Genomic DNA, 21963 nt, shown 5'->3' with positions numbered 1-21963 from the left:
CTCACGAAGAGCGACGGGCCCGTCGATGGTGCGGATGCTCGCTAGAGCCCGGCGATGATCTCGCGCATGAGGGCGGCGGCCTCGCTCGGCGTCTTGCCGACCTTGACGCCGGCAGCCTCGAGGGCCTCCTTCTTGGCCTGCGCCGTGCCGGCCGAGCCGGAAACGATCGCGCCGGCGTGGCCCATCGTCTTGCCCTCGGGGGCGGTGAACCCGGCGACGTAGCCGACGACCGGCTTCGTGACGTTGGCCTTGATGAAGTCGGCCGCCCGCTCCTCGGCGTCGCCGCCGATCTCGCCGATCATGACGATCGCCTTCGTCTCGGGGTCGGCCTCGAACGCCGCGAGGGCGTCGATGTGGGTCGTGCCGATGATGGGGTCGCCGCCGATGCCGATGGCGGTCGAGAAGCCCAGGTCACGCAGCTCGTACATCATCTGGTAGGTCAGGGTGCCCGACTTCGACACGAGGCCGATCGGGCCCTTGCCGGTGATCGTCGCGGGCGTGATGCCGACGAGCGCCTCACCGGGCGTGATGATGCCGGGGCAGTTCGGGCCGATGATGCGCGTCGCGCCGCCCTTCGCCTTGGCGTGCGCCCACAGCTCGGCCGAGTCGAGCACCGGGATGCCCTCGGTGATGATGACGAGCAGCGGGATGCCCGCGTCGATGGCCTCGATCGCGGCGTCCTTCGCGAACGCCGGCGGCACGAAGGCGATCGAGACGTCGGCGCCCGTGGCGGCCATCGCCTCGGCCACCGTGCCGAAGACCGGCAGCTCGACGCTCGAGCCGTCGGCCGCGGCGTGCGTCACGGTCGTGCCGGCCTTGCGTGCGTTGACGCCGCCGACGACCTGCGTACCCGCCTTGAGCATGAGTGCGGTGTGCTTGGTGCCCTCGCCGCCGGTGATGCCCTGGACGATGACCTTGGAATCCTTGTTCAGGAAGATCGACATGTCGCTACCGTCCTCTACTTCGCAGCCAGCTCGGCGGCCTTGTCGGCGCCCTCGTCCATGGAGCTCGCGATCGTCACGAGCGGGTGGTTCGCCTCCGCGAGGATGCGGCGGCCCTCCTCGACGTTGTTGCCGTCGAGACGCACGACGAGCGGCTTGGTCGCCGCGTCGCCGAGGATCTCGAGGGCCTTCACGATGCCGTTGGCGACCGCGTCGCACGCGGTGATGCCGCCGAAGACGTTGACGAACACGCTCTTGACCTGCTCGTCGCCGAGGATGACGTCGAGGCCCGCGGCCATGACCTCGGCCGAGGCGCCGCCGCCGATGTCGAGGAAGTTCGCGGGCTTCACACCGCCGTGGCGCTCGCCCGCGTAGGCGACGACGTCGAGCGTCGACATGACGAGGCCCGCGCCGTTGCCGATGATGCCGACCTCGCCGTCGAGCTTGACGTAGTTGAGGTCATGCTGCTTGGCCTTCGCCTCGAGCGGGTCGGCCGAGGCCTTGTCCTCGAGCGCCTCGTGGTCAGGCTGGCGGAACGCGGCGTTCTCGTCGAGCGAGACCTTGCCGTCGAGGGCGACGATGTCGCCGGCGCCGGTGAGCACGAGCGGGTTGACCTCAACGAGCGTGGCGTCCTCCTGCACGTAGACCTCGTAGAGCTTCACGAAGACGGGCGCGACCTTCTCGACCAGCTCGGTCGGGAACTTCGCCTCCACCGCGATCTCGCGCGCCTTGTCGAGGTCGATGCCGCGACCCGGGTCGACCTCAACCCGCGCGAGCGCCTCGGGGCGCTCCTCGGCGAGCTGCTCGATCTCCATGCCGCCCTCGTAGCTGCACAGCGCGAGGTAGCTGCGGTTGGCGCGGTCGAGCAGCACCGAGAAGTAGTACTCCTCCTTGATGTCGGCGCCGGCCGCGACCATGACGCGCTTGACGACGTGGCCCTTGATGTCAAGGCCGAGGATGGCCTCGGCTGCGGCCTGAGCATCCTCAGGGGTCTTGGCGACCTTGACGCCGCCGGCCTTGCCGCGGCCGCCGGTCTTCACCTGCGCCTTGACGACGGTGACGCCGCCGAGCTGCTCGGCAGCCGCGCGCGCCTCCTCAGGGGTGTCGGCGACGATGCCGGCCAGCACGGGAACACCGTGCTTCTCGAACATGTCCCGGGCTTGGTACTCGAAAAGATCCACGCTCTGCTCTTCCCATCCGCGTGCGATGTACTAGGAACCGGCCGGCGGCACTCGGTCTCGAGGTGGTTCGACGTCGAGAGATCTCTCGATATCGAGAGAAACGGCCTCGACCAGGGTACTCCCGTCGGCGTGCGCCCATGACACGAGGCCCCAGCGCGATCGACGGGCGGATGCCCGTGTGCGCCGGGCGGTCATCCCCCGTTCGCGTCGGCGCCGTCAGGCGTCGCGGCGCAGCGGCCTCATGACCCCGATCACCGGCCACCGCGGTCGCGCGGTCGCAGCTCGGCGAAAGCCGACTCGGCCGTCGCATGCGGCTCGAGCACGCGGTCCAGGCTCGTGAGTTTCAGGACCAGCAGCACCTGCTCGGTCGCGCTCGCGATGCGGAGGTCGCCACCGGCCTGACGCGCGGACTTGAGGCCTGCCACGAGCGCCCCCAGGCCGGAGGAATCGAGGAACACCACCTCGGAGAGGTCGACGACGATCCGCGTATGGCCGTCGGCGACGAGCTCGGCGAGCTTTCCACGAAGGTCGGGAGCGCCGACCATCGTGAGGCGCCCGACGGGCGCGACGACGGCGACGCCGTCGGGCAGGGTTCGTTCACGCAGCTCCACGAGCCGCTCCTTCCGTATCGTCGTGTGAGTGGGTTTCGCCCTCCTCGGGGTAGCCGCGATACCGCAGCGCAGGCACGAGGACGGCGAGGATCAGCAGGTCGAACACGACCCAGAACAGGTTGACCGCAGTGCCGATAGGCTCGCCGACACCGAGCGCGAGGCGCACGATGCCGACCACCGAGGCGATCACGAGCACGACCGCGACGAGGGCCTGCCATCGCACGAGGCGCCAACTGCCGCTCGAAACCTGCCGGCTCTTCGCCGTCACGACGAAGTCGAGCGGTCGGCCCGCGAAGACGTTGCCGGCCGCGCTGACGACGGCGCGGTTCCAGACCGGGAAGAGCGCGAGGCTGTACTGCTGTCCGCGCCATGTGGAGATGCCGCGACTCGCGACCAGGAACATCAACTGGTTGATGATCATGAACGGCAGGAACCGCAGGAAGAACTCGGCGGCGGTCGTATCGACGGGCAGGATGCCGAAGAGCAGGAAGACGACAGGCGCCGTGAAGTACACGATCGCTGCGAAGCCACTGAAGTAGCTCCACATCGTCGAGAAGTACATGAGGCGCTGCGCCAGGCTGAGGCCACGCTTCGCGAGAGGATTCTCGCGCAGCATCACCTGCACCGTGCCCTGCGCCCAGCGCAGACGCTGCTTGAGCATCGTGCCCAGGTCGTCGGGCGCGAGACCGTCGGCGAGCGTCTCGTGGTGATAGACGCTCGACCAGCCGAGAGCGTGGAGGCGCATCGACGTGGCCATGTCCTCCGTCACCGAGATGGTGGCGAGCGGCATGAGCGGCTGCGCCTCCTCGTGCCGATCGACGTCGAGCGAGCGGATGAGCCGCTGCACCGACTCGATCGCGCCGAGCGGGCTGAGCTCGCGCGCCGTCAGCCTGTCGACCGTCGTGCCGACGTCGCTCACGGTGTCAACGTGCTCGTCGGAGACGACGGGCAGCTCGCGGAGCGCATCCAGGTCGGCGCGGATGAGCGTCAGATCAGCTTCGACGAGCGCGCTCGAGATCGCCCCGATGCGGCGCTGAAGCTCGAAGGTGACCCGCCCGATCGGTCGGCCCCCATGGAGTGAGCGACGCGCATCCACAATCGCCGACTGGACGTCGTCGAGCGCTGCCCGCACGTCCGCGCGCGACGCGGCCGGATGGCGGCGCGCGCGCGCGATGACCCGACGAGCGCCGCGCAGCGCGCGCTCGAGCGCCTCCTCGAGCTCGATGACGTAGCGCGTGATGCCGAGCTGCATGAGTGCGTCGCGCCGCAGGATGGCGTTCGAGCCGCAGAAGAACGCCGCGTTCCAGCCATCCTTGCCCTGCTGGATGGGGCCATAGAACAGCGGTGCCTGGCTGCCGAGCGGGTCGCCCGCGACGACGTTCGTGAAGCGCTGCGGCGTCTGCACGAGCGCGACCTTCGGGTCGTCGAAGTAGCCGAGGGTGCGATCCAGGATCTCTGGACGCGGAATCTGGTCGGCGTCGAGGATCAGAAGGAACTCGCCGTCGGTCTGCATCAGGGCGTTGTTGATGTTGCCGGCCTTCGCGTGCAGGGGCTTGTTTCGCCAGTCGGGCGACCGCGTGATGTAACCGACCCCGAGCTGCTCGGCGGCGCGGGCCATCTCCGCCCGCGCGCCGTCGTCGAGGATGTACGTGCGGTGGGGAAATCGGATTGCCTTCGCCGCTCGGGCCGTCGCCATGACCAGGTCGACGTCCTCGTTGTAGGTCGTGATGAAGACGTCGACCGTCGCGCTCGGCGACGGCTCGGCGGGTGAGGGACGCTGTCGGGCGCGCCACATCGTCATGCCGAAGAGCGCTACGTCGATGAGGCTGTAGGTCTCGGCGGCGACGAGGGGGATCGCGATCCACCACGCATCGAAGTTGAGTGAGGCCGTCCACCGCCACGAGATGTAGATGAAGCCTGTCGTGAGGGTCAGCAGCACGAGCAGCTTCAGCAGCAGGACCCGCGCAGGCGACTCGGGGACGGCGTCGACCGGTTCACCGTCGGATCGTGGCGTCATGCCGCGTCTCTCCTGACCACGAGGACGGTGACGTCATCGGGGGCGACGCCGCGGGCGCGAGCACGCATCGCGTCGACGATCTCCTCCGCGGACTCGGCCAGCATGACGATCGAGGTGACGCTCTCGAGCGCCTCCTCCACACCGGCGTAGAGGTCGAGCACGCCGTCGCTCACGCTCACGAGCGCATCCCCGGCCTCGAGCGACTCGGTCTGCGCCACCCACTCGGTCTCGATGTCGATGCCCAGCGGCGGAGCGGTCGAGCGCAGCCGCCGCACCTCGCCGCTCTGCTTCGCGATGAACGTCAACCCGTGGCCGGCGTCGACGTACGTCACCTCGCCCGTATCCATGTCGAGTCGCGCGTGGAACAGCGTCACGAACACGCCCGTCGAGTCGAGATCGCCGGTGAGGGCCGCCGCCGCCGCGTCGACGGCGCCGGTAACGTCGCCGAAGCGCGCGGCGGATCGCAGCACGGCGCGCACGGTCGCCGCGATGATCGCCGAGCCGATGCCCTTGCCCATCGTGTCCGCGAGCGTGAACGCGGCGCCCTCCCCGACCGGGTACCAGTCGTAGAAGTCGCCCCCGACGGCCCGGGCCGGAAGGCACATACCCGCGATATCCCATCCGGGCATGCTGAGGAGCTGCTGCGGCAGCAGGCCCTGTTGCACCTCCGCGGCGCGACTGAGCTCCTGACTCACGGAGAGCTCCTGCTGCACCCAGCTGGCGAGGTCGCGGAGCATCGCGACCTCCCGTTCCGAGAAATGGCGTGGGCTTGCGTCGAAGACGCAGAACGAGCCGATGCGCTCCCCTCCGGGGGCATAGAGCGGATGACCGGCGTAGAACTCGAACTCGCCGGGGATGCCGATGTGCTCGTGGCCCTCCCATTGGGAGAGGTCAGGCACGATGAGAGTCTGGTCCGTCTCGATCGTGATCGCGCACGCCGACTGCGAGCGCGGAACCTCGGATGGGAACGACCCGACCATCGACTTCGACCACTGACGGTCGCGATCAATGAGATTGATCGCCGAACCGGACACCCCGAAGAGCTGGGTGGCCAGCCGCGTGACGCGGTCGAAGCGCTCTTCCGGCGGCGTGTCGAGGATCCCCAGTTCTTCGAGTGCTCGCTGTCGAGACATCTCATCGATGACGCCGCTGATCGAAACCGACGGCATGCCCCGCGCCGGTGTCACGGAATCGCGCGCCGCCTCGCGCGCGCGCACGAGCGTCCAATGGTTGAAGCCCTCCACGCGGCGGTGCTCCACGGAGTCGACGAGCGCCTGGATCATCGGGATGCCCCGGCCCGACTCCGCCATCGCGTCGGGCATCCCGCGCGAATGGAGTCCGACGTCGTCGACCTCACCGCTATCGCTCAACGTCGCCTCGACCCGGTCGTCGTAGACCACGATCGTGAGGGCGAACGAGACGGCCCTCCCGCGATTGGCGTACTGGATGACGTTCGCCGTGAGTTCGATGACCGCCGTCTCGATTGACATCCGGTCGCGAGGTTCCAGATCCGGAACGACCGCCCAGACCGACTCGAGCGCCTGATGCACGGAATCGACGTCGTCGGGTGGAGCGGTGATGCGCAGCGTGCGCGCCACCATGTCAGCCACGTGGGTACGCCTCGTCCAGGCTGTCGAACGAGCGCAGCGTGCTGTTCATGTTCGTGAGGTCGAGCACGAGCTTGACCTGCTCGGTCGGGCTGACGAGCCGCAGGTCGCCGCCCGCCTCGCGGGCTGCCTTGAAGCCCCACACGAGCGCGCCGAGCCCCGACGAGTCGAGGAAGGACGTGCGCGAGAGGTCGACGGCCACGTTCGGGCTGTTCGCGACGATCGCCTCGTGGATGGCCTCGCGCACACGCGCGGCCGTCACCATGTTGAGGCGCCCGTCGAGGCTCACCTCGGTGATGCCACCGGGGTGCTGGATCGAGACGAGGTCCATGAGCGACTCCTAACGCGTGCCGAAGGGGTCCTCTCATTCTGGCCCCGGCTCGAGCTGGGTTCGGAACGGCGCGCAGGTCGGCTCGGTCCATCCCGCGGAACGACGAGACGCACGGGCGAGCGCTACAGCTTCTCGATCGGAGCGATCTTGATGAGCAGGCGTTTGCGGCCGGCCGTCTCGAACTGCACCTCGGCGATGCTCTTCGGTCCGACGCCGGTGACGCCGGTGACGCGCCCCTCGCCGAAGTCGACGTGGCGGATGCGGTCGCCCACGGCGAGCGTGAGATCGCCGTTGTCGCGCACGGTCGCGGTGACGCGGTTCGCCCACTCAGTCTTCGGCTTGCCTGGCGGCAGCGAGGTGCCGTAGCTGAACTGCTCGCGGCCGCCGCGCGTGGTGCCGAGCGAGCGCTGCGTGGTCGAGCGGTAGCCCATGCCGGGGGCGTCGCGCCAGTCGATGAGCTCGGCCGGGATCTCCTGCAGGTAGCGACTGGGCGCGGCGACCTGCGTGTCACCGAAGGTCGATCGCGTCATCGCCAGGCTCAGGTGCAGCTTCTTGCGGGCGCGCGTGATGCCGACGTAGAAGAGGCGGCGCTCCTCGGCGGGGCCGCCGGGTTCGCTCGCGCTCATCTGGTGCGGCAGCAGGTTCTCCTCCACGCCGGTGATGAAGACGGCGTCGTACTCGAGGCCCTTCGCGGTGTGGAGGGTCATGAGCGAGACGGTGCCGCTGGAGTCGTCGAGGTCGTCGGCGGCCGCGACGAGGGCCACCTCGGTGAGGAAGTCGACGAGTCGCCCCTCGGGGTTGTTGCGCTGGAACTCGCGCGTGACCGCGACGAGCTCTTCGACGTTCTCGGCGCGCGCCTCGTCCTGCGGGTCGCGGCTGGCGCGCAGCAGCTCGACGTACTTCGTCTTCTCGAGGATGGCGGTGAGGATGTCGGGCACGAGCGCGGTGTCGAGCTTCTCGCTCGCCTCGTCGAGGATACGCGCGAGCTCGAGCATCGCGCCGGTCACCTTCGGGCCGAGGCCGAGCGCCGCGGCGTCGCGCAGCGCGTCGCGCATCGTGCCGCCGAGCTCGTCGGCGTGCAGCGCGAGCGCCGTCTCGGTCGCCGGTCCGATGCCGCGCTTGGGGGTGTTGAGGATGCGCCGCACCGCGAGGGCGTCGGCGGGGTTGGCGACCGCGATGAGGTACGCCATGACGTCTTTGATCTCGGCGCGCTCGTAGAACTTCGTGCCGCCGAGCACCCGGTACGGCAGGGCCGAGCGGATGAAGATCTCCTCCAGCGCGCGGGTCTGCGCATTGGTGCGGTAGAAGACGGCGATCTGGTTGTACGGCACGCCGGCCTCGTGCAGCTTCTGGATCTCGTCGGCGACGAACTGCGCCTCGTCGTGCTGGCTGTACCCGGTGAAGCCGACGATCTTCTCGCCCGCGCCGACCTCGGTGAAGAGGTTCTTGGCGATGCGGTCGAAGTTGTTGCCGATGACGGCGTTGGCCGCGTCGAGGATCGTCTGCGTCGAGCGGTAGTTCTGCTCGAGCAGCACCACCTCGGCGCCGGGGAAGTCGCGCTCGAACTCGACGATGTTGCGGATGTCGGCGCCGCGGAAGGCGTAGATCGACTGGTCGGAGTCGCCGACGACGGTGAGAGCTGCGGCCGGGATGCCCCCGCTCACGTCGGTCTCGATGCGAGTGTCGGCGGGCACGTGCTGCGGCTCGACCGGCCGCGTCAGCTCGCGGATGAGCGCGTACTGGGCGTGGTTCGTGTCCTGGTACTCGTCGACCAGGATGTGCCGGAAGCGCCGCTGGTAGAGCGCCGCCACCTGCGGGAAGGCGCGGAACAGGTACACCGTCTGCGCGATGAGGTCGTCGAAGTCGAAGGCGTTCGCGCGCGCGAGCTCGGCCGTGTAGCGCCGGAACACCTCGAGGAACATCACCTCGGTCGGGTCGTTCGGGTTGAGCTGCCTGCTGTAGCCCTCCGCGTCGACGAGCTCGTTCTTCAGTCGCGAGATCTTGCCAGCGGCGGCGCTCACCGTGAGGCCGAGGGTGTCGGCCTGCAGGTCTTTCACGATGCGCTTGATGAGGGCACGCGAATCGGCCGAGTCGTAGATCGTGAACGCCTGCGTGAACCCGAACTGCTGCGCCTCGCGGCGGAGGATGCGCACGCACGCCGAGTGGAACGTCGAGATCCACATGCCCTGCGCGGCGTCGTGCCCGATGAGCTGCCCGACGCGCTCGCGCATCTCGCCCGCGGCCTTGTTGGTGAAGGTGATGGCGAGGATCTGGCTCGGCCACAGCTCGCGATCGCGCAGCAGGCGCGCGATGCGGCGCGTCAGCACGCTCGTCTTGCCGGAGCCCGCGCCGGCGACGATCAGCAGCGCCTCGGCCCGCGAGAGCACGGCCTTGCGCTGCTGCGGATTCAGGCCCGCGAGCAGGGGGTCGTCGCCCGTCGGCGCGCTCGCGGCGGGCGCGCCCGCGCGGGGCGCGGCACCCATGCCGGGGATGTCGAGGGTCTCGTCGGGCAGGAACGTCATGACCGCCCAAGTCTAGGTCGCACCCCCGACGGCGGAGCCCCGCCTACAGTGCCGCCCGCGCCTCCAGGGCGAGGTCGGGATGATCGGCGAAGACGCCGTCGAGCCCCGTGCCCATGAGCGTGCGGAACCACGTCATCCAGTCGCCGTGGTCGGCCGCGCGCGAGCCGACGCGCAGCGCGCCGGGCAGGAAGCGATTCTCCGGCCGCAGCGTCCAGGTGAAGACCGAGAGCCCGGCGGCGTGCGCCCGCTCGACCAGGTCGCTCACGACCACCGGCCCGCCCCGCGTCGCAGGTCGAGCGATGAGCGCCGTGTCGACGCTGATGCCGTCGACCGCGCGCGCGAGCCGCGCGAGGCCGGCGTTCGTCAGGTGCCCGGCGTACGACAGCGCGGCGGCTCCGAAGCGCGCGACGAGGTCGGCGGGTGATCCGCTCTTCTCGAGCAGGAAGACGTACCGCGCCCGCACCCCGCGCTCGCGGATGCCGCCGAGCACCGACTGCTCGAACGCCTCCACGACGAGGGGGGCCGCCGGGCTCCAGCCCGCGACCTCCGCGGCGAACAGCTCGTCGAGCGGCAGCCCCTGCGCCGCGAAGTGCGTCGCGTGCTTGATCTCGGCGACCATGCCCACCGGGCGGGGCGCCGCATCCAGGATCGCCATGAGGTCGCGCAGGCGCAGGATCGGGTACCGGTCGTCGAAGCGCGTCGACGCCTGCCGCACCGCGGGCAGGCGCTCGCGCGCGCGCAGCGTCGACAGCTCGGCCCACGTGAAGTCCTCGGTGAACCAGCCGGTGAGCCGCTCGCCGTCGACGGTCTTCGTCGTGCGGCGACCGGCGAACTCGGGCCGGTCGGCGACGTCGGTCGTGCCGCTGATCTCGTTCTCGTGCCGCAGCACCAGCACGCCGTCGCGCGTGGCGACGATGTCGGGCTCGATCGCGTCGGCGCCGAGGGCGATCGCGAGCTCGTAGGCGGCGCGGGTGTGCTCGGGCCGGTACCCGCTCGCGCCGCGGTGCGCGACGACGAGCGGCGGTCGCGTGGGCTCGATCACGGCGCCCACCCTACGCGGTAGCCTGCCGAGCATGATCGACGGGATGCCCGCCCCGAGCCCCTCGCCGACGCCCGCCGGCCCCGATACCGGCCCCGACGCCGCACCGCGCCCGCGCCGCAACCCGCTCGCCGTGCTCGCCCTCGTGCTCGCCCTGCTGCTGAGCCCCCTCGCCGCCCTCTTCGGCCACCTCGCCGCGGGTCAGATCACCCGCTCGTACGGCACCGAGCGCGGACTCGCCATGGCTCTCGTCGCCGCCGGCCTCGGCTGGGTCTGGACCCTCGCCCTCGTCATCGCCGTCGGCGGGGTCTGGGTGGCCCTGCAGTCGTGAGCGCCGCGCCGCCGCCCCCCGCCACCTCCCGCTGGGTGGAGCCCACCTCGCTGCTGCCGCTGCGGTGGGGCCGCTACCGCGATCGGTGGATGCTCGGCCTGCTGCTCATCGCGGGCGGACTGCTGCACCTGCAGTCTGCCGACACCGGCGACCTCCTGCCGCTCATCACCGGCTCGGCCGCCCACGTCGCCGGGTGGCTCGTCATGCCGGCCGCCGGCTGGCGCCGCATCGTGCCGCTCGCCCCCTCGACGCTCGTCGTGTGGCTGCTGCTCTCCGGCCCCGCCTCGATGTGGACGCTCGCCGTGCCGTTCCTCTGCTGGCTGCTCGTGCGGCACCGACCGTGGCGCAGCGCGCTCGCCGTCGGCCCGGTGCTCGCCAACGGCGTGCTGTGCGCCACCCTGTTCGCCGAGTACCGGTGGACGCCCGTCGCCCTCGCCCTCACCGCCGCCGTGCTCGTCGGGTCGGCCTGGGGCGCTCGGGCCCTCGCTCGGCCCGTGGCGAGCATCCGTCGCCCCGTTGCGCCCACAGCGAGCGCATAGGCTTCCGCATTCCGTCGCTGAGAAACGCTCCCTAGACTGATCGCAGTGCCGACCGGGGAGCTCCCCCGCGGCCGACACACCGAAGAGGAAACCATGGCGACGTCCAACCCCGCTTTCTCGAACTCCCCCGCCTTCACGCAGAGCGCGACGAAGGCCATCCAGTTCTCGCAGACGCCGAGCGCCGAGCAGCTCGATGAGCTGTACGGCCGCCCCGCCGCGACCGCCGAGCAGACCGACCGGATGACGTACGAAAACACGATCCGCAAGATCCTCGGATCGTTCGCTGTTCTAGTCCTCGCTGCGGCGATCGGTTGGTTCATCCCGCTTCTCGCACTGCCTGCCGCCATCGCCGGCTTCATTGTCTCCCTCGTGCTGATCTTCAAGAAGAAGCCGAGCGCGCCGCTCACCCTCGCGTACGCGGCGCTCGAAGGTCTCTTCGTCGGTGGCATCTCGGCGTTCTTCGCGTCGCAGTGGGACGGCATCGTGCCGCAGGCCGTCTTCGGCACGCTCGCGGTCGTCGGCGTGACGCTCTGGCTGTTCACGAGCGGGAAGATCCGCGCCTCGAAGCGCGCGACGAAGATCTTCCTGGTCGCCATGATCGGCTACGCAGTCTTCTCGCTCGTCAACCTCGGCCTGATGCTGTTCGGCGTCACCGACAGCATGTTCGGGCTTCGCGATGTCGAGTTCCTCGGCCTGCCGCTCGGCTTCTGGCTCGGCATCCTGGTCGTGCTGCTCGCGGCGTACTCGCTCGTGCTCGACTTCGACTCGATCAAGACGGGCGTCGAGCGCGGGGCCCCTGCCGCCTTCGGCTGGACCGCCGCCTTCGGCATCATGGTCACGGTCGTGTGGCTCTACATCGAGATCCTGCGTCTGCTCGCGATCCTTCGCGGTAGCGAGTAACACGCATCAGCGACGCGAGAGGGCCGCCCTTCGGGGCGGCCCTTCTTCGTGCGGGGCGGATGCTCGGCTGGGGGTGCACGCGGGCTCGACCTCGCCCTGCCGATCCACCCTCAGCGTTCATGCCGCGCGCGCTCAAGGCTCTGCGGGCGGGGGCGCCGCAGGAGCAGTCAGGATGGGAGGCTTGCCAGCCTCCCAGAACTCCTGACTACTCCCACTCAATAGTCCCCGGGGGCTTCGACGTGACGTCGAGCACGACCCGGTTCACCTCGCGCACCTCGTTCGTGATGCGGTTCGAGATGCGCGCGAGCACGTCGTAGGGCAGGCGGGTCCAGTCGGCCGTCATCGCGTCCTCGCTCGACACGGGGCGCAGCACGATCGGGTGGCCGTACGTGCGACCGTCGCCCTGCACGCCCACCGACCGAACGTCGGCGAGCAGCACCACCGGGCACTGCCAGATCTCGCCGTCGAGGCCGGCGGCCGTCAGTTCTTCGCGAGCGATCGCATCCGCCTGGCGCAGGATCTCCAGGCGATCCTCCGTCACCTCGCCGATGATGCGGATGCCCAGCCCCGGGCCCGGGAACGGCTGACGGTTCACGATCGCCTCGGGCAGGCCCAGCTCGCGGCCGATCGCCCGCACCTCGTCCTTGAAGAGGGTGCGCAGCGGCTCGACGAGCTCGAACTCCAGGTCCTCCGGCAGGCCGCCGACGTTGTGGTGGCTCTTGATGTTGGCCGTGCCGGTGCCGCCGCCCGACTCGACGACGTCGGGGTAGAGCGTGCCCTGCACGAGGAACCGCACGGCCTCACCCTCGCCCTGCGCCTCGGCGACCAGGTCGGCCGCCGCCTGCTCGAACGTGCGGATGAACTCGCGACCGATGATCTTGCGCTTCGTCTCGGGGTCGGTGACGCCCGCGAGCGCATCGAGGAACTGCTGCCGAGCATCCACCGTCACCAGACGGATACCCGTCGCGGCCACGTAGTCCTCCTCGACCTGACGGCGCTCGTCAGCGCGCAGCAGGCCGTGATCGACGAAGACGCAGACGAGCTGGTCGCCGACCGCCTCGTGCACGATGGCCGCCGCGACGGCGCTGTCGACGCCGCCCGAGAGGCCGCAGATGACGCGCGACGAGCCGACCTGCGCGCGGATGCGCTCGACCTGCTCGGCGATGACGCTGCCGCTGTTCCAGTCGGGGGCGATGCCGGCGGCGCGGTGCAGGAAGTTCTCCAGCACGCGCTGGCCGAAGTCGGAGTGCTTCACCTCGGGGTGCCACTGCACGCCGTACAGCTTCTTCTCGTCGTTCGCGAACGCCGCGACCGGGGTGTCGGGCGTCGAGGCGAGCACCTCGAAGCCCTCCGGCGCCTTCGCGACCGAGTCGCCGTGGCTCATCCACGTGGTCTGGGTGGCGGGCTGCTCGGCCAGCAGCGAGCCGCCGTCGCCGTGCACCGTCGTGGTCGTCGCGCCGTACTCGCGGCGGCCGGTCTGCGCGACCTCGCCGCCGAGCTGCTGCGCCATCACCTGGAACCCGTAACAGATGCCCATCACGGGCACACCGAGCTGCAGGATGCCCGGGTCGAGGTTCGGCGAGCCCGGCTCGTAGACGCTCGACGGCCCGCCGCTCAGCACGATGCCGACCGGGTTCTTCGCCGCGACCTCCTCCGCGGTGATCGTGTGCGGCACGATCTCGCTGTAGACGCTCGCCTCGCGCACGCGGCGCGCGATGAGCTGCGCGTACTGGGCGCCGAAGTCGACGACGAGAACGGGGCGGTGGTCGGTCTCGGTCACGCGGCGGCCTCCTGGGTCGTGGTCTGCTGCTCGAGTCGCGCGACGATCGCGCCGACCTCGCGCGGCACCTGCCGCTCGAAGTAGAAGGAGAGGAAGGGCACGATGCCGCCCATGGCGATCCAGAGGAAGCGCAGGAACGCCATCGGCACCGAGCCCTGATACGCGACGCGCCACAGCACGAAGTCGCACGCGAGGTACACGACGTAGAGCCAGCCGTGCACGGTCAGGAGCACGATCGACAGGTTCACGCCGACCAGCTCCTCCTTCGGCGTAAGGGCGAGGAACCCGTCGGGGCCGAGCAGCTCGATGTCGCGCCCGAAGCCGTAGCGCGTGACCATCATGACGACGAGGCCGAGCAGGAAGGTGCCGGTGACGATCGACGAGACCTTGAAGACGGCGAGCGTGCGACGGATGAGCGGGATGTCAGAGGGCTGGGGGCCGAGCGCCATGCCTCGATTCTAGGCGGGCGCGCCTGAGCCCTCCGCCGCCGAGGGGTGGCCCTCGGTCTCGGCGAGCGCCGCCTGCTCCTTCTCGTGCTCGTCCTTGACCAGTCGCCACCACAGGTACACGGCGAATCCGCCGAAGATGACCCACTCGAGGGCGTAGAAGAGGTTCAGCAGGTTGAGCTCGACGTCGGCCTCGGGCGGCGGGGCTGCGATCGCCTCGAGCCCGGCGGGAGCATCCGCCGCCGCCAGGTACCCGGAGTAGACGGTGCCGACCTCGCTCCACAGGTTGACGAGCTCGGCGACGGCGATGACGGTGCGCTCGCCGGCCTCGAAATCCTGCTGCTGCGGCGACTCGCTCGGCACGTAGCGGCCGGTGAGGCTCGCCTCGCCGAGCGGCAGGTCGGGGATGCTCGCCCCCGGCGCGACGTACCCCACGACGACCGCGAGGCTGGCCCCGTCGTCGGTCACGAGGTGGCGCACGACCCAGTCGCCCGGCTCCCCCGCGCTCTCGCGGCCCGTCACGATCACCTCATCGCCCTCGACCCAGGTGCCCTCGACGGTGACGGTGCGGCCGCTCGCGTCGGAGGTCATGACCTCCTGTGGCTCGGCGACCTCCTCGAGCGGCACGGCCGTCTCGGTGTCGCGCTCGAGCACCGTCGCCTGCTCGAGCGAGCGCTCGAGCTGCCACTGCCCGAGCGCGGCGAACGTGGCCGCGACCGCGAGGGCGAGCAGGAGGGCCGCGATCCACTTCGGGCGGCGGGCGATCCTCCACACGGCGCTACTGGGCCCGGTACGGCGCGACGACGACGTCGACCCGCTGGAACTCCTTGAGGTCGGAGTAGCCGGTCGTCGCCATCGAGCGGCGCAGCGCACCCATCAGGTTCACCTGGCCGTCGGCGTGCGAGCTCGGGCCGAACAGCAGCTGCTCGAGCGGCGCGAGCTGGCCGACGTGCACGCGGTTGCCGCGCGGCAGCTCGGGGTGGTGCGCCTCGGCGCCCCAGTGCCAGCCGCCGCCCGGAGCCTCCTGCGCACGCGCCAGGGTCGAGCCGAGCATGACGGCGTCGGCGCCCATCGCGACGGCCTTCACGATGTCGCCACTCGTGCCGAGGCCGCCGTCGGCGATCACGTGCACGTAGCGGCCGCCCGACTCGTCGAGGTAGTCGCGTCGCGCGGCGGCGACGTCGCTCACCGCGGTCGCCATCGGGGCCTGGATGCCCAGGCTCAGGCGCGTCGTGCTTGCAGCCCCGCCGCCGAAGCCGACGAGCACGCCGGCCGCACCCGTGCGCATGAGGTGCAGCGCAGCGGTGTAGGTCGCGGCGCCGCCCACGATGACGGGCACATCGAGCTCGTAGATGAACTTCTTGAGGTTGAGCGGCTCGCTCGTCTTCGACACGTGCTCGGCGCTCACCGTGGTGCCGCGGATCACAAAGAGGTCGACGCCCGCGTCGATGACCGCCTGGTGGTGCTCCTGCGTGCGCTGGGGGCTCAGTGCCGCGGCCACCGGCACGCCCGCCGCGCGGATCTCGGCCAGGCGCGCGCTGATGAGCTCGGGCTTGATCGGCTCGGCGTAGATGCGCTGCATCTCGGCGGTCGCGTCGGCCGCGTCGAGCTCGCGGATGCGGGCGAGCTGCGCCGCGGCATCCTCGTAGCGGGTCCACAGGCCCTCGAGGTCGAGCACGCCGAGACCACCGAGCCGCCCGATCGCGATCGCCGTCTCGGGGCTCACGACCGAGTCCATCGGCGCCGCGATGACGGGGATCTCGAACTTGAGCGCGTCGATGCCCCAGGCGAGCGAGACCACCTCGGGGTCGCGCGTGCGGCGGCTGGGCACCACCGCGATGTCGTCGAAGGAGTACGCCCTCCGGGCGCGCTTGGCCCGCCCGATCTCGATGTCCGTCACGGGTTCAGCCTACCGGCGTGGGCCTCGGCCCCCGCCGAGCGGGTCAGCGGCGGTAGTTGGGCGCCTCGACGACCATCTGGATGTCGTGGGGGTGCGACTCCTTGAGGCCGGCGGCCGTGATGCGCACGAACTTGCCGCGCTGCTTGAGCTCGTCGATCGTGCGCGCACCCGTGTAGAACATCGACTGCCGCAGGCCGCCGAGCAGCTGGTACACGACCGAGCCGACCGGGCCGCGGTAGGGCACCTGGCCCTCGATGCCCTCGGCGATGAGCTGCTCGTCACTCGGCACGTCGGCCTGGAAGTAGCGGTCGCGCGAGTACGAGGTCTTCTTACCGCGGGTCTGCAGCGCGCCCAGCGAGCCCATGCCGCGGTACGACTTGAACTGCTTGCCGTTGACGAAGATGAGGTCGCCCGGGCTCTCGTCGGTGCCGGCGAGCAGCGAGCCGAGCATGACGGTGTCGGCGCCCGCGACGATCGCCTTCGCGATGTCGCCGGAGTACTGCAGGCCGCCGTCGGCGATCACGGGCACACCCGCGGCGCGCGCGGCGAGCGAGGCCTCGTAGACCGCCGTGACCTGCGGCACGCCGACGCCCGCGACGACGCGCGTCGTGCAGATCGAGCCGGGGCCCACGCCGACCTTCACGGCGTCGGCGCCGGCATCCACGAGCGCCTGCGCGCCCGAGCGGGTCGCGACGTTGCCGCCGATGACGTCGATGTGCGCGAACGCCGGGTCGGCCTTGAGGCGCGCGATGATCTCGAGCACGCCGCGGCTGTCGCCGTTGGCGGTGTCGACGACGATGACGTCGACGCCCGCGTCGCGGAGGCGACCGGCGCGATCCCAGGCATCGCCGAAGAAGCCGATGGCCGCGCCGACGCGCAGACGCCCCTCCTCGTCCTTCGTGGCGTTGGGGTACTGCTCGCTCTTGTCGAAGTCCTTCACGGTGATGAGCCCGTGCAGGCGACCCTCATCGTCGACAAGGGGAAGCTTCTCGATCTTGTGCTGGGCGAAGAGCGCCACCACTTCGTCCTGCGAGATGCCGACCGGGCCGGTGATGAGCGGCGTCGGGGTCATGACGTCGCGCACGAGCGTCGTGGAGGCCTCGAACGGCGAGACGAAGCGCATGTCGCGGTTGGTGATGATGCCGACGAGGCGCCCGTCGCCCTCGACCACGGGAAGACCCGACACGCGGAACTGGCCGCACAGTGCATCCACCTCGGCGACCGTCGCATCGGGCGTCGTCGTGACGGGGTTCGAGATCATGCCCGATTCGGAGCGCTTGACCTTGTCGACCTGCTCGGCCTGCTCGTCGATCGAGAGGTTGCGGTGCATGATGCCCATGCCGCCCTGGCGAGCCATGGCGATCGCCATGCGCGCCTCGGTCACGGTGTCCATCGCGGCCGACAGCAGCGGCGCGTGCACCCGGATGCGGCGGGTCAGCCGCGAGGTCGTGTCGGCCTCCGAGGGGATGACGTCGGTGTGCGCGGGCAGCAGCATGACGTCGTCGTAGGTGAGTCCGATGAAGCCGAACGGGTCGGGCTGGTCCATGAGTCCCCTTGGTGAGATCGCGCGCGAAGCCGAGTGGTGTGCGGGATGCGTCGCTGGATGCCGGTGACTCATCTTAACGAGTTAGGCCGGAGGGTATTCCGCCGTCATAATGGCTGAGCGGTTCGCCTGAACACGCGGGAAACACCCGCGCAACATGCGCTCCGTATCGTCACCGTGGACGAACTCGGGCCATCGGCCCGCGGGGCAGAGCGCCTCACCCGAAACGACCTGGAGGTTTCGTGGCACACGCTGCTAGCAGCCCACCCGCGCGGAAGGCCCGGCGACTCGTCGTGAGCCTGTTCGCGACGGTCTTCGCTGCACTCTCACTCTCGCTGGCATCACCGGCGGCGGCTGACGAAGTCGGGCTCGACGAGTACGACTTCCGCATCTTCGGCATCGTCGAGCTCGACGACGCGCCCCTGGAGGACGTGCGCCTGGTCATCACCGGCAGCGGCTTCGAGGTCGAGGTCGAGACCGACGCCGAAGGCCGCTGGGCGGTCGGCGTGCCCGACAAGGCCGACTACAACGTCACCCTCGACGAGGAGTCGCTGCCCGAGGGCATCGCCGTGATCGACGAGGAGGACGAGACGCCGAACGTGCGCGAGGTCACGGTCGGTCAGAGCGGCAGCACCGTCGCCAACTTCTTCATCGGCGAGGGCGAGCGGAACACCGTCAGCTACGTCGACCAGGTGCTCGACCGCGTCTTCAACGGCCTCAACTTCGGCCTGCTGCTGGCCCTCGCGGCCATCGGCCTCTCGCTGATCTTCGGAACGACGGGCCTGTCGAACTTCGCCCACGCCGAGATGATCACCTTCGGCGGCCTCATGACGCTGCTGTTCGGCGTCTTCCTCGACGTGCCGATCTGGCTCGCGATCCCGATCGCGCTCGTGCTCAGCGGGCTCTTCGGCTGGGCGAACGACGCGGCGATCTGGAAGCCGCTGCGGCGACGCGGCGTCGGGCTCATCCCGCTCATGATCGTCAGCATCGGCCTCTCGCTCGCCGTGCGGTACGTCTACCAGTACTTCATCGGCGGCGGCACCTCGCAGCTGCCGGGCGCGACCGACACGACCAACTCGGTCGGCCTGTTCGGGCTGACCTGGGTCGACGTCGCGAGCATGGCGGTCTCCGTGGTCGTTCTGCTGGGCGTCGCCTACTTCCTGCTGGGCACCCGCATCGGCAAGGCGACCCGCGCGGTCTCCGACAACCCGGCCCTCGCCGCCGCGAGTGGCATCGACGTCGACCGCGTGATCCGCATCGTGTGGATCATGTCGGGCGCGCTCGCCGGCCTGTCGGGCATCCTCTGGGCCTACTTCCGCCCCGGGGTGAGCTGGGACATGGGCTTCCAGATCCTGCTGCTCACGTTCGCCGCCGTCACCCTCGGCGGTCTCGGCACCGCCTTCGGCGCCCTGGTCGGCTCGCTCGTCGTCGGCATGTTCGTCGAGATCTCGACGCTGTGGATCCCGTCCGACATGAAGTACGTCGGCGCCCTCGTCATCCTCATCATCGTCCTGCTCATCCGGCCCCAGGGCATCCTGGGCCGTCGCGAGCGGATCGGCTAGGAGCGCTCATGATTGACTGGCTTCTTCTCTTCTCCAACGCCGCGCAGGAGATCATCTCCCCGACGACGGCCGCCTACGCGCTCGCCGCGCTCGGCCTCGCGGTGCACTTCGGATTCACCGGTCTGCTGAACTTCGGCCAGGCAGGCTTCATGGCGCTCGGCGCCTACGGCTACGCCATCGCCACGCTCACCTTCGGCTGGCCGGTGTGGGGGGCGGTGCTGTTCGGCATCGTCGCCTCGATCGTGTTCGCGCTCATCCTCGGTGTTCCGACGCTGCGACTGCGCGCCGACTACCTCGCGATCGTGACGATCGCGGCCGCCGAGATCCTGCGCCTGCTGTTCACCACGAACACCTTCGAGCCCGTCACGGGCTCGGCGAACGGCCTGCAGGGCTACAAGGGCGGCTTCGAGGACCTCAACCCCATCCCGGCGGGCACCTACGGCTTCGGCCCGTGGGTCTACAACGAGTACGACTGGTGGGTGCGCATCTTCGGCTGGGGCCTCGTCGCCCTCGCCGCCCTCATCACCTGGCGCCTGATGAAGAGCCCGTGGGGGCGCGTCATCAAGGGCATCCGTGAAGATGAGGATGCTGTGCGCGCGCTCGGCAAGAACGTCTACTTCTACAAGATGCAGTCGCTCATCATCGGCGGCGTCTTCGGCTCGCTCGCCGGCATGATCTTCATCCTGCCGCGCGCGGTCGTGCCGTCGAACTACCAGACGTCGCTGACCTTCTTCATCTACGCGATCCTGCTGCTCGGCGGCGCCGCGACGGTGCTCGGGCCCATCCTCGGCTCGGTCGTCTTCTGGGTGCTGCTGTCGTTCTTCTCGGGCTTCGTCGCCCGGGCCGTCGAGGCGGGCTGGCTGCCGTTCATGTCGAGCGTCCAGGCCGGTCAGCTTCGCTTCATCCTCGTGGGCGTGGCGATCATGCTGATCGTGATCTATCGACCACAGGGCATCCTCGGCAACAAGAAGGAGCTGGCCTTTGTCAAGTAGCGCCGGCGCCAACGGCGCCCCCGTCAAGTCCACCGGCCTGCACGTCGGCGAGCCCGCTCCCGGCGTCAAGAAGGTCGATCCGATCATCGTCGCCGACGGCATCAAGCGGCAGTTCGGCGGCCTCACCGCCGTCGACGTCGAGCACCTGGAGATCCCGCGCGGCGCCATCACGGCGCTCATCGGGCCCAACGGCGCCGGCAAGACGACGCTGTTCAACCTGCTCACCGGGTTCGACAAGCCGAACGAGGGCACCTGGACCTTCGACGGCCAGTCGATCTCCGGCGTGCCGGCCTTCCGCGTCGCCCGCAAGGGCCAGGTGCGCACCTTCCAGCTCACGAAGGCGCTCGGCCTGCTGACGGTGCTCGACAACATGAAGCTCGGCGCCAAGGGCCAGAGCGGCGAGAGCCTCGCGCGCGCGCTGTTCCCGTGGTTCTGGCGCAAGGAGGAGCAGGAGATCGAGGCGCGCGCCATCGACCTGCTCACGCGCTTCAAGCTCGACGCGAAGAAGGACGACTACGCCGCGAGCCTCTCCGGCGGGCAGCGCAAGCTGCTCGAGATGGCCCGCGCGCTCATGAGCCAGCCGACGCTCGTCATGCTCGACGAGCCGATGGCCGGCGTGAACCCGGCGCTCACGCAGTCGCTGCTCGACCACATCCTCGACCTCAAGAAGGAGGGCATGACCGTGCTCTTCGTCGAGCACGACATGCACATGGTGCGGCACATCGCCGACTGGGTCGTCGTGATGGCCGAGGGCCGCGTCGTGGCCGAAGGAGACCCGCACGAGGTCATGGCGAACCCCGCCGTGATCGACGCCTACCTGGGATCGCACCACGACCAGGACCTGGGCGACCCCGACACCGGCGTGGTGACCGCGATCAAGGAGCTGGCTGATGACGATGCCGACGAGTCCAAGCACTGAGGCCGGCGCGGCCGCCTCGGCGAAGGAGACCCGCGAGGTCGTCGTGCACGTCGACACCGTCACCGCGGGCTACCTGCCGGGCATCAACATCCTCAACCAGTGCTCGCTGAAGGCGCACGCCGGTGAGCTCATCGGCATCATCGGCCCGAACGGCGCCGGCAAGTCGACGCTTCTGAAGGCGATCTTCGGCCTCGTGAAGGTGCGCGAGGGCAGGATCACCCTCTACGGCGACGACATCACGAACCTCAAGGCGAACAAGCTCGTGGCGAAGGGCGTCGGCTTCGTGCCGCAGACGAACAACGTCTTCCCGACGCTGACGATCCGCGAGAACCTCGAGATGGGCATCTTCCTGAAGCCCAAGGAGTTCCAGCACCGGCTCGACTTCGTCACCGGCATCTTCCCCGAGCTCGGCAAGCGCCTGCCGCAGCGCGCGGGCTCGCTCTCGGGCGGTGAGCGCCAGATGGTGGCGATGAGCCGCGCGCTCATGATGAGCCCCGAGGTGATCCTGCTCGACGAGCCGAGCGCCGGCCTGTCGCCCGTGCGCCAGGACGAGGCGTTCATCCGCGTGCGCGAGATCAACAAGGCGGGCGTCACGACCATCATGGTCGAGCAGAACGCGCGACGCTGCCTGCAGATCTGCGACCGCGGCTACGTGCTCGACCAGGGCAAGGACGCCTACGAGGGCACCGGCCGCGAGCTGCTCAACGACCCGAAGGTCATCGGGCTGTACCTGGGCACGCTCGGCCAGGAGTAGCAGCCGCGCGACCGCCGCGAACGGCCCCCGGGATGCTCGTCCCGGGGG

Annotated in this window: 20 protein-coding genes; 7 read left to right on the top strand and 13 right to left on the bottom strand. The window is 69.9% G+C overall.

Features of this window, described 5'->3' with window-relative positions; translation table 11 throughout:
• Positions 1-41: 41 nt before the first annotated feature.
• The 8 genes from sucD to ID804_RS01435 form a co-directional block, all read right to left on the bottom strand.
• The gene (sucD, locus tag ID804_RS01470; RefSeq protein ID WP_169077188.1) at positions 42-944 is read right to left on the bottom strand and encodes a succinate--CoA ligase subunit alpha; all 903 of its coding nucleotides are present in this window, start codon (positions 942-944) and stop codon (positions 42-44) included.
• 14 nt (positions 945-958) lie between these two features.
• Positions 959-2122: an ADP-forming succinate--CoA ligase subunit beta gene (gene sucC / locus ID804_RS01465; protein WP_169077187.1), complete on the bottom strand. Its 1164-nt coding sequence runs from the start codon at positions 2120-2122 to the stop codon at positions 959-961.
• A gap of 251 nt (positions 2123-2373) precedes the next feature.
• Positions 2374-2733: an STAS domain-containing protein gene (locus tag ID804_RS01460; RefSeq protein ID WP_317451130.1), complete on the bottom strand. Its 360-nt coding sequence runs from the start codon at positions 2731-2733 to the stop codon at positions 2374-2376.
• Positions 2720-4750, bottom strand: coding sequence for a glycosyltransferase family 2 protein (locus ID804_RS01455; protein WP_169077186.1), 2031 nt, complete (start codon positions 4748-4750; stop codon positions 2720-2722). The genes ID804_RS01460 and ID804_RS01455 overlap by 14 nt, the downstream gene beginning before the upstream one ends.
• Positions 4747-6351: a SpoIIE family protein phosphatase gene (locus ID804_RS01450; RefSeq protein WP_223158915.1), complete on the bottom strand. Its 1605-nt coding sequence runs from the start codon at positions 6349-6351 to the stop codon at positions 4747-4749. Before ID804_RS01450 ends, ID804_RS01455 begins: the two co-directional genes overlap by 4 nt.
• Position 6352: 1 nt before the next feature.
• Positions 6353-6688 carry an STAS domain-containing protein gene (locus ID804_RS01445; protein WP_169077184.1) on the bottom strand — a complete coding sequence of 112 codons (336 nt, stop codon included), beginning with the start codon at positions 6686-6688 and terminating at the stop codon, positions 6353-6355.
• A 122-nt stretch (positions 6689-6810) separates the two neighbouring features.
• A complete protein-coding gene (locus ID804_RS01440) occupies positions 6811-9171 on the bottom strand; it encodes an ATP-dependent helicase (RefSeq protein ID WP_169077755.1) in 2361 nt (786 codons plus the stop codon).
• An 82-nt stretch (positions 9172-9253) separates the two neighbouring features.
• On the bottom strand, positions 9254-10285 hold the full coding sequence (locus ID804_RS01435; protein ID WP_169077183.1) for a glycerophosphodiester phosphodiesterase family protein: 1032 nt from the start codon (positions 10283-10285) through the stop codon (positions 9254-9256).
• Here ID804_RS01435 and ID804_RS01430 point away from each other — a divergent pair.
• From ID804_RS01430 to ID804_RS01420, 3 genes are all read left to right on the top strand, one after another.
• Positions 10284-10580, top strand: coding sequence for a hypothetical protein (locus tag ID804_RS01430; RefSeq protein WP_169077182.1), 297 nt, complete (start codon positions 10284-10286; stop codon positions 10578-10580). The genes ID804_RS01435 and ID804_RS01430 overlap by 2 nt on opposite strands.
• Entirely contained in the window at positions 10577-11119 is a 543-nt protein-coding gene (locus tag ID804_RS01425; protein ID WP_169077181.1) for a hypothetical protein, read from the top strand. The genes ID804_RS01430 and ID804_RS01425 overlap by 4 nt, the downstream gene beginning before the upstream one ends.
• Positions 11120-11212: 93 nt before the next feature.
• Entirely contained in the window at positions 11213-12019 is an 807-nt protein-coding gene (locus ID804_RS01420; protein WP_169077180.1) for a Bax inhibitor-1/YccA family protein, read from the top strand.
• A 205-nt stretch (positions 12020-12224) separates the two neighbouring features.
• Here the strand turns inward: ID804_RS01420 and guaA are convergent, their stop codons facing one another.
• The 5 genes from guaA to guaB are packed head-to-tail and all read right to left on the bottom strand — an operon-like array spanning position 12225 to position 17691.
• Positions 12225-13799 (bottom strand): glutamine-hydrolyzing GMP synthase, encoded by a 1575-nt coding sequence (guaA, locus tag ID804_RS01415; protein ID WP_169077179.1) that lies wholly within the window; start codon positions 13797-13799, stop codon positions 12225-12227.
• A complete protein-coding gene (locus ID804_RS01410) occupies positions 13796-14248 on the bottom strand; it encodes a DUF3817 domain-containing protein (protein WP_169077178.1) in 453 nt (150 codons plus the stop codon). Before ID804_RS01410 ends, guaA begins: the two co-directional genes overlap by 4 nt.
• Positions 14249-14257: 9 nt before the next feature.
• Entirely contained in the window at positions 14258-15019 is a 762-nt protein-coding gene (locus ID804_RS01405) for an SURF1 family protein (RefSeq protein WP_169077177.1), read from the bottom strand.
• Between the two features lie 4 nt (positions 15020-15023).
• The gene (locus ID804_RS01400) at positions 15024-16145 is read right to left on the bottom strand and encodes a GuaB3 family IMP dehydrogenase-related protein (protein WP_169077176.1); all 1122 of its coding nucleotides are present in this window, start codon (positions 16143-16145) and stop codon (positions 15024-15026) included.
• 43 nt (positions 16146-16188) lie between these two features.
• Complete coding sequence (gene guaB, locus ID804_RS01395) at positions 16189-17691, bottom strand: IMP dehydrogenase (RefSeq protein ID WP_169077175.1); 1503 nt, start codon at positions 17689-17691, stop codon at positions 16189-16191.
• A 239-nt stretch (positions 17692-17930) separates the two neighbouring features.
• On the opposite strand from guaB, the gene ID804_RS01390 reads away from it, so the two are divergent.
• From ID804_RS01390 to ID804_RS01375, 4 genes are read left to right on the top strand one after another with little or no spacing between them, the layout of a single operon-like run.
• Complete coding sequence (locus tag ID804_RS01390) at positions 17931-19250, top strand: branched-chain amino acid ABC transporter permease (RefSeq protein ID WP_169077174.1); 1320 nt, start codon at positions 17931-17933, stop codon at positions 19248-19250.
• Between the two features lie 11 nt (positions 19251-19261).
• The gene (locus ID804_RS01385) at positions 19262-20242 is read left to right on the top strand and encodes a branched-chain amino acid ABC transporter permease (RefSeq protein ID WP_317451168.1); all 981 of its coding nucleotides are present in this window, start codon (positions 19262-19264) and stop codon (positions 20240-20242) included.
• Positions 20232-21161, top strand: a complete 930-nt coding sequence (locus tag ID804_RS01380; RefSeq protein WP_169077172.1) for an ABC transporter ATP-binding protein — start codon at positions 20232-20234, stop codon at positions 21159-21161. The genes ID804_RS01385 and ID804_RS01380 overlap by 11 nt, the downstream gene beginning before the upstream one ends.
• Entirely contained in the window at positions 21139-21915 is a 777-nt protein-coding gene (locus tag ID804_RS01375) for an ABC transporter ATP-binding protein (RefSeq protein ID WP_169077754.1), read from the top strand. Before ID804_RS01380 ends, ID804_RS01375 begins: the two co-directional genes overlap by 23 nt.
• Positions 21916-21963: the final 48 nt, after the last annotated feature.

Origin of the sequence: Microcella alkalica (assembly GCF_014595885.1) — a bacterium.
Taxonomy (GTDB): domain Bacteria; phylum Actinomycetota; class Actinomycetes; order Actinomycetales; family Microbacteriaceae; genus Microcella; species Microcella alkaliphila_B.
Note: the sequence above shows the minus strand (reverse complement) of the source record. Positions and strands in the feature narration are given on the sequence as shown.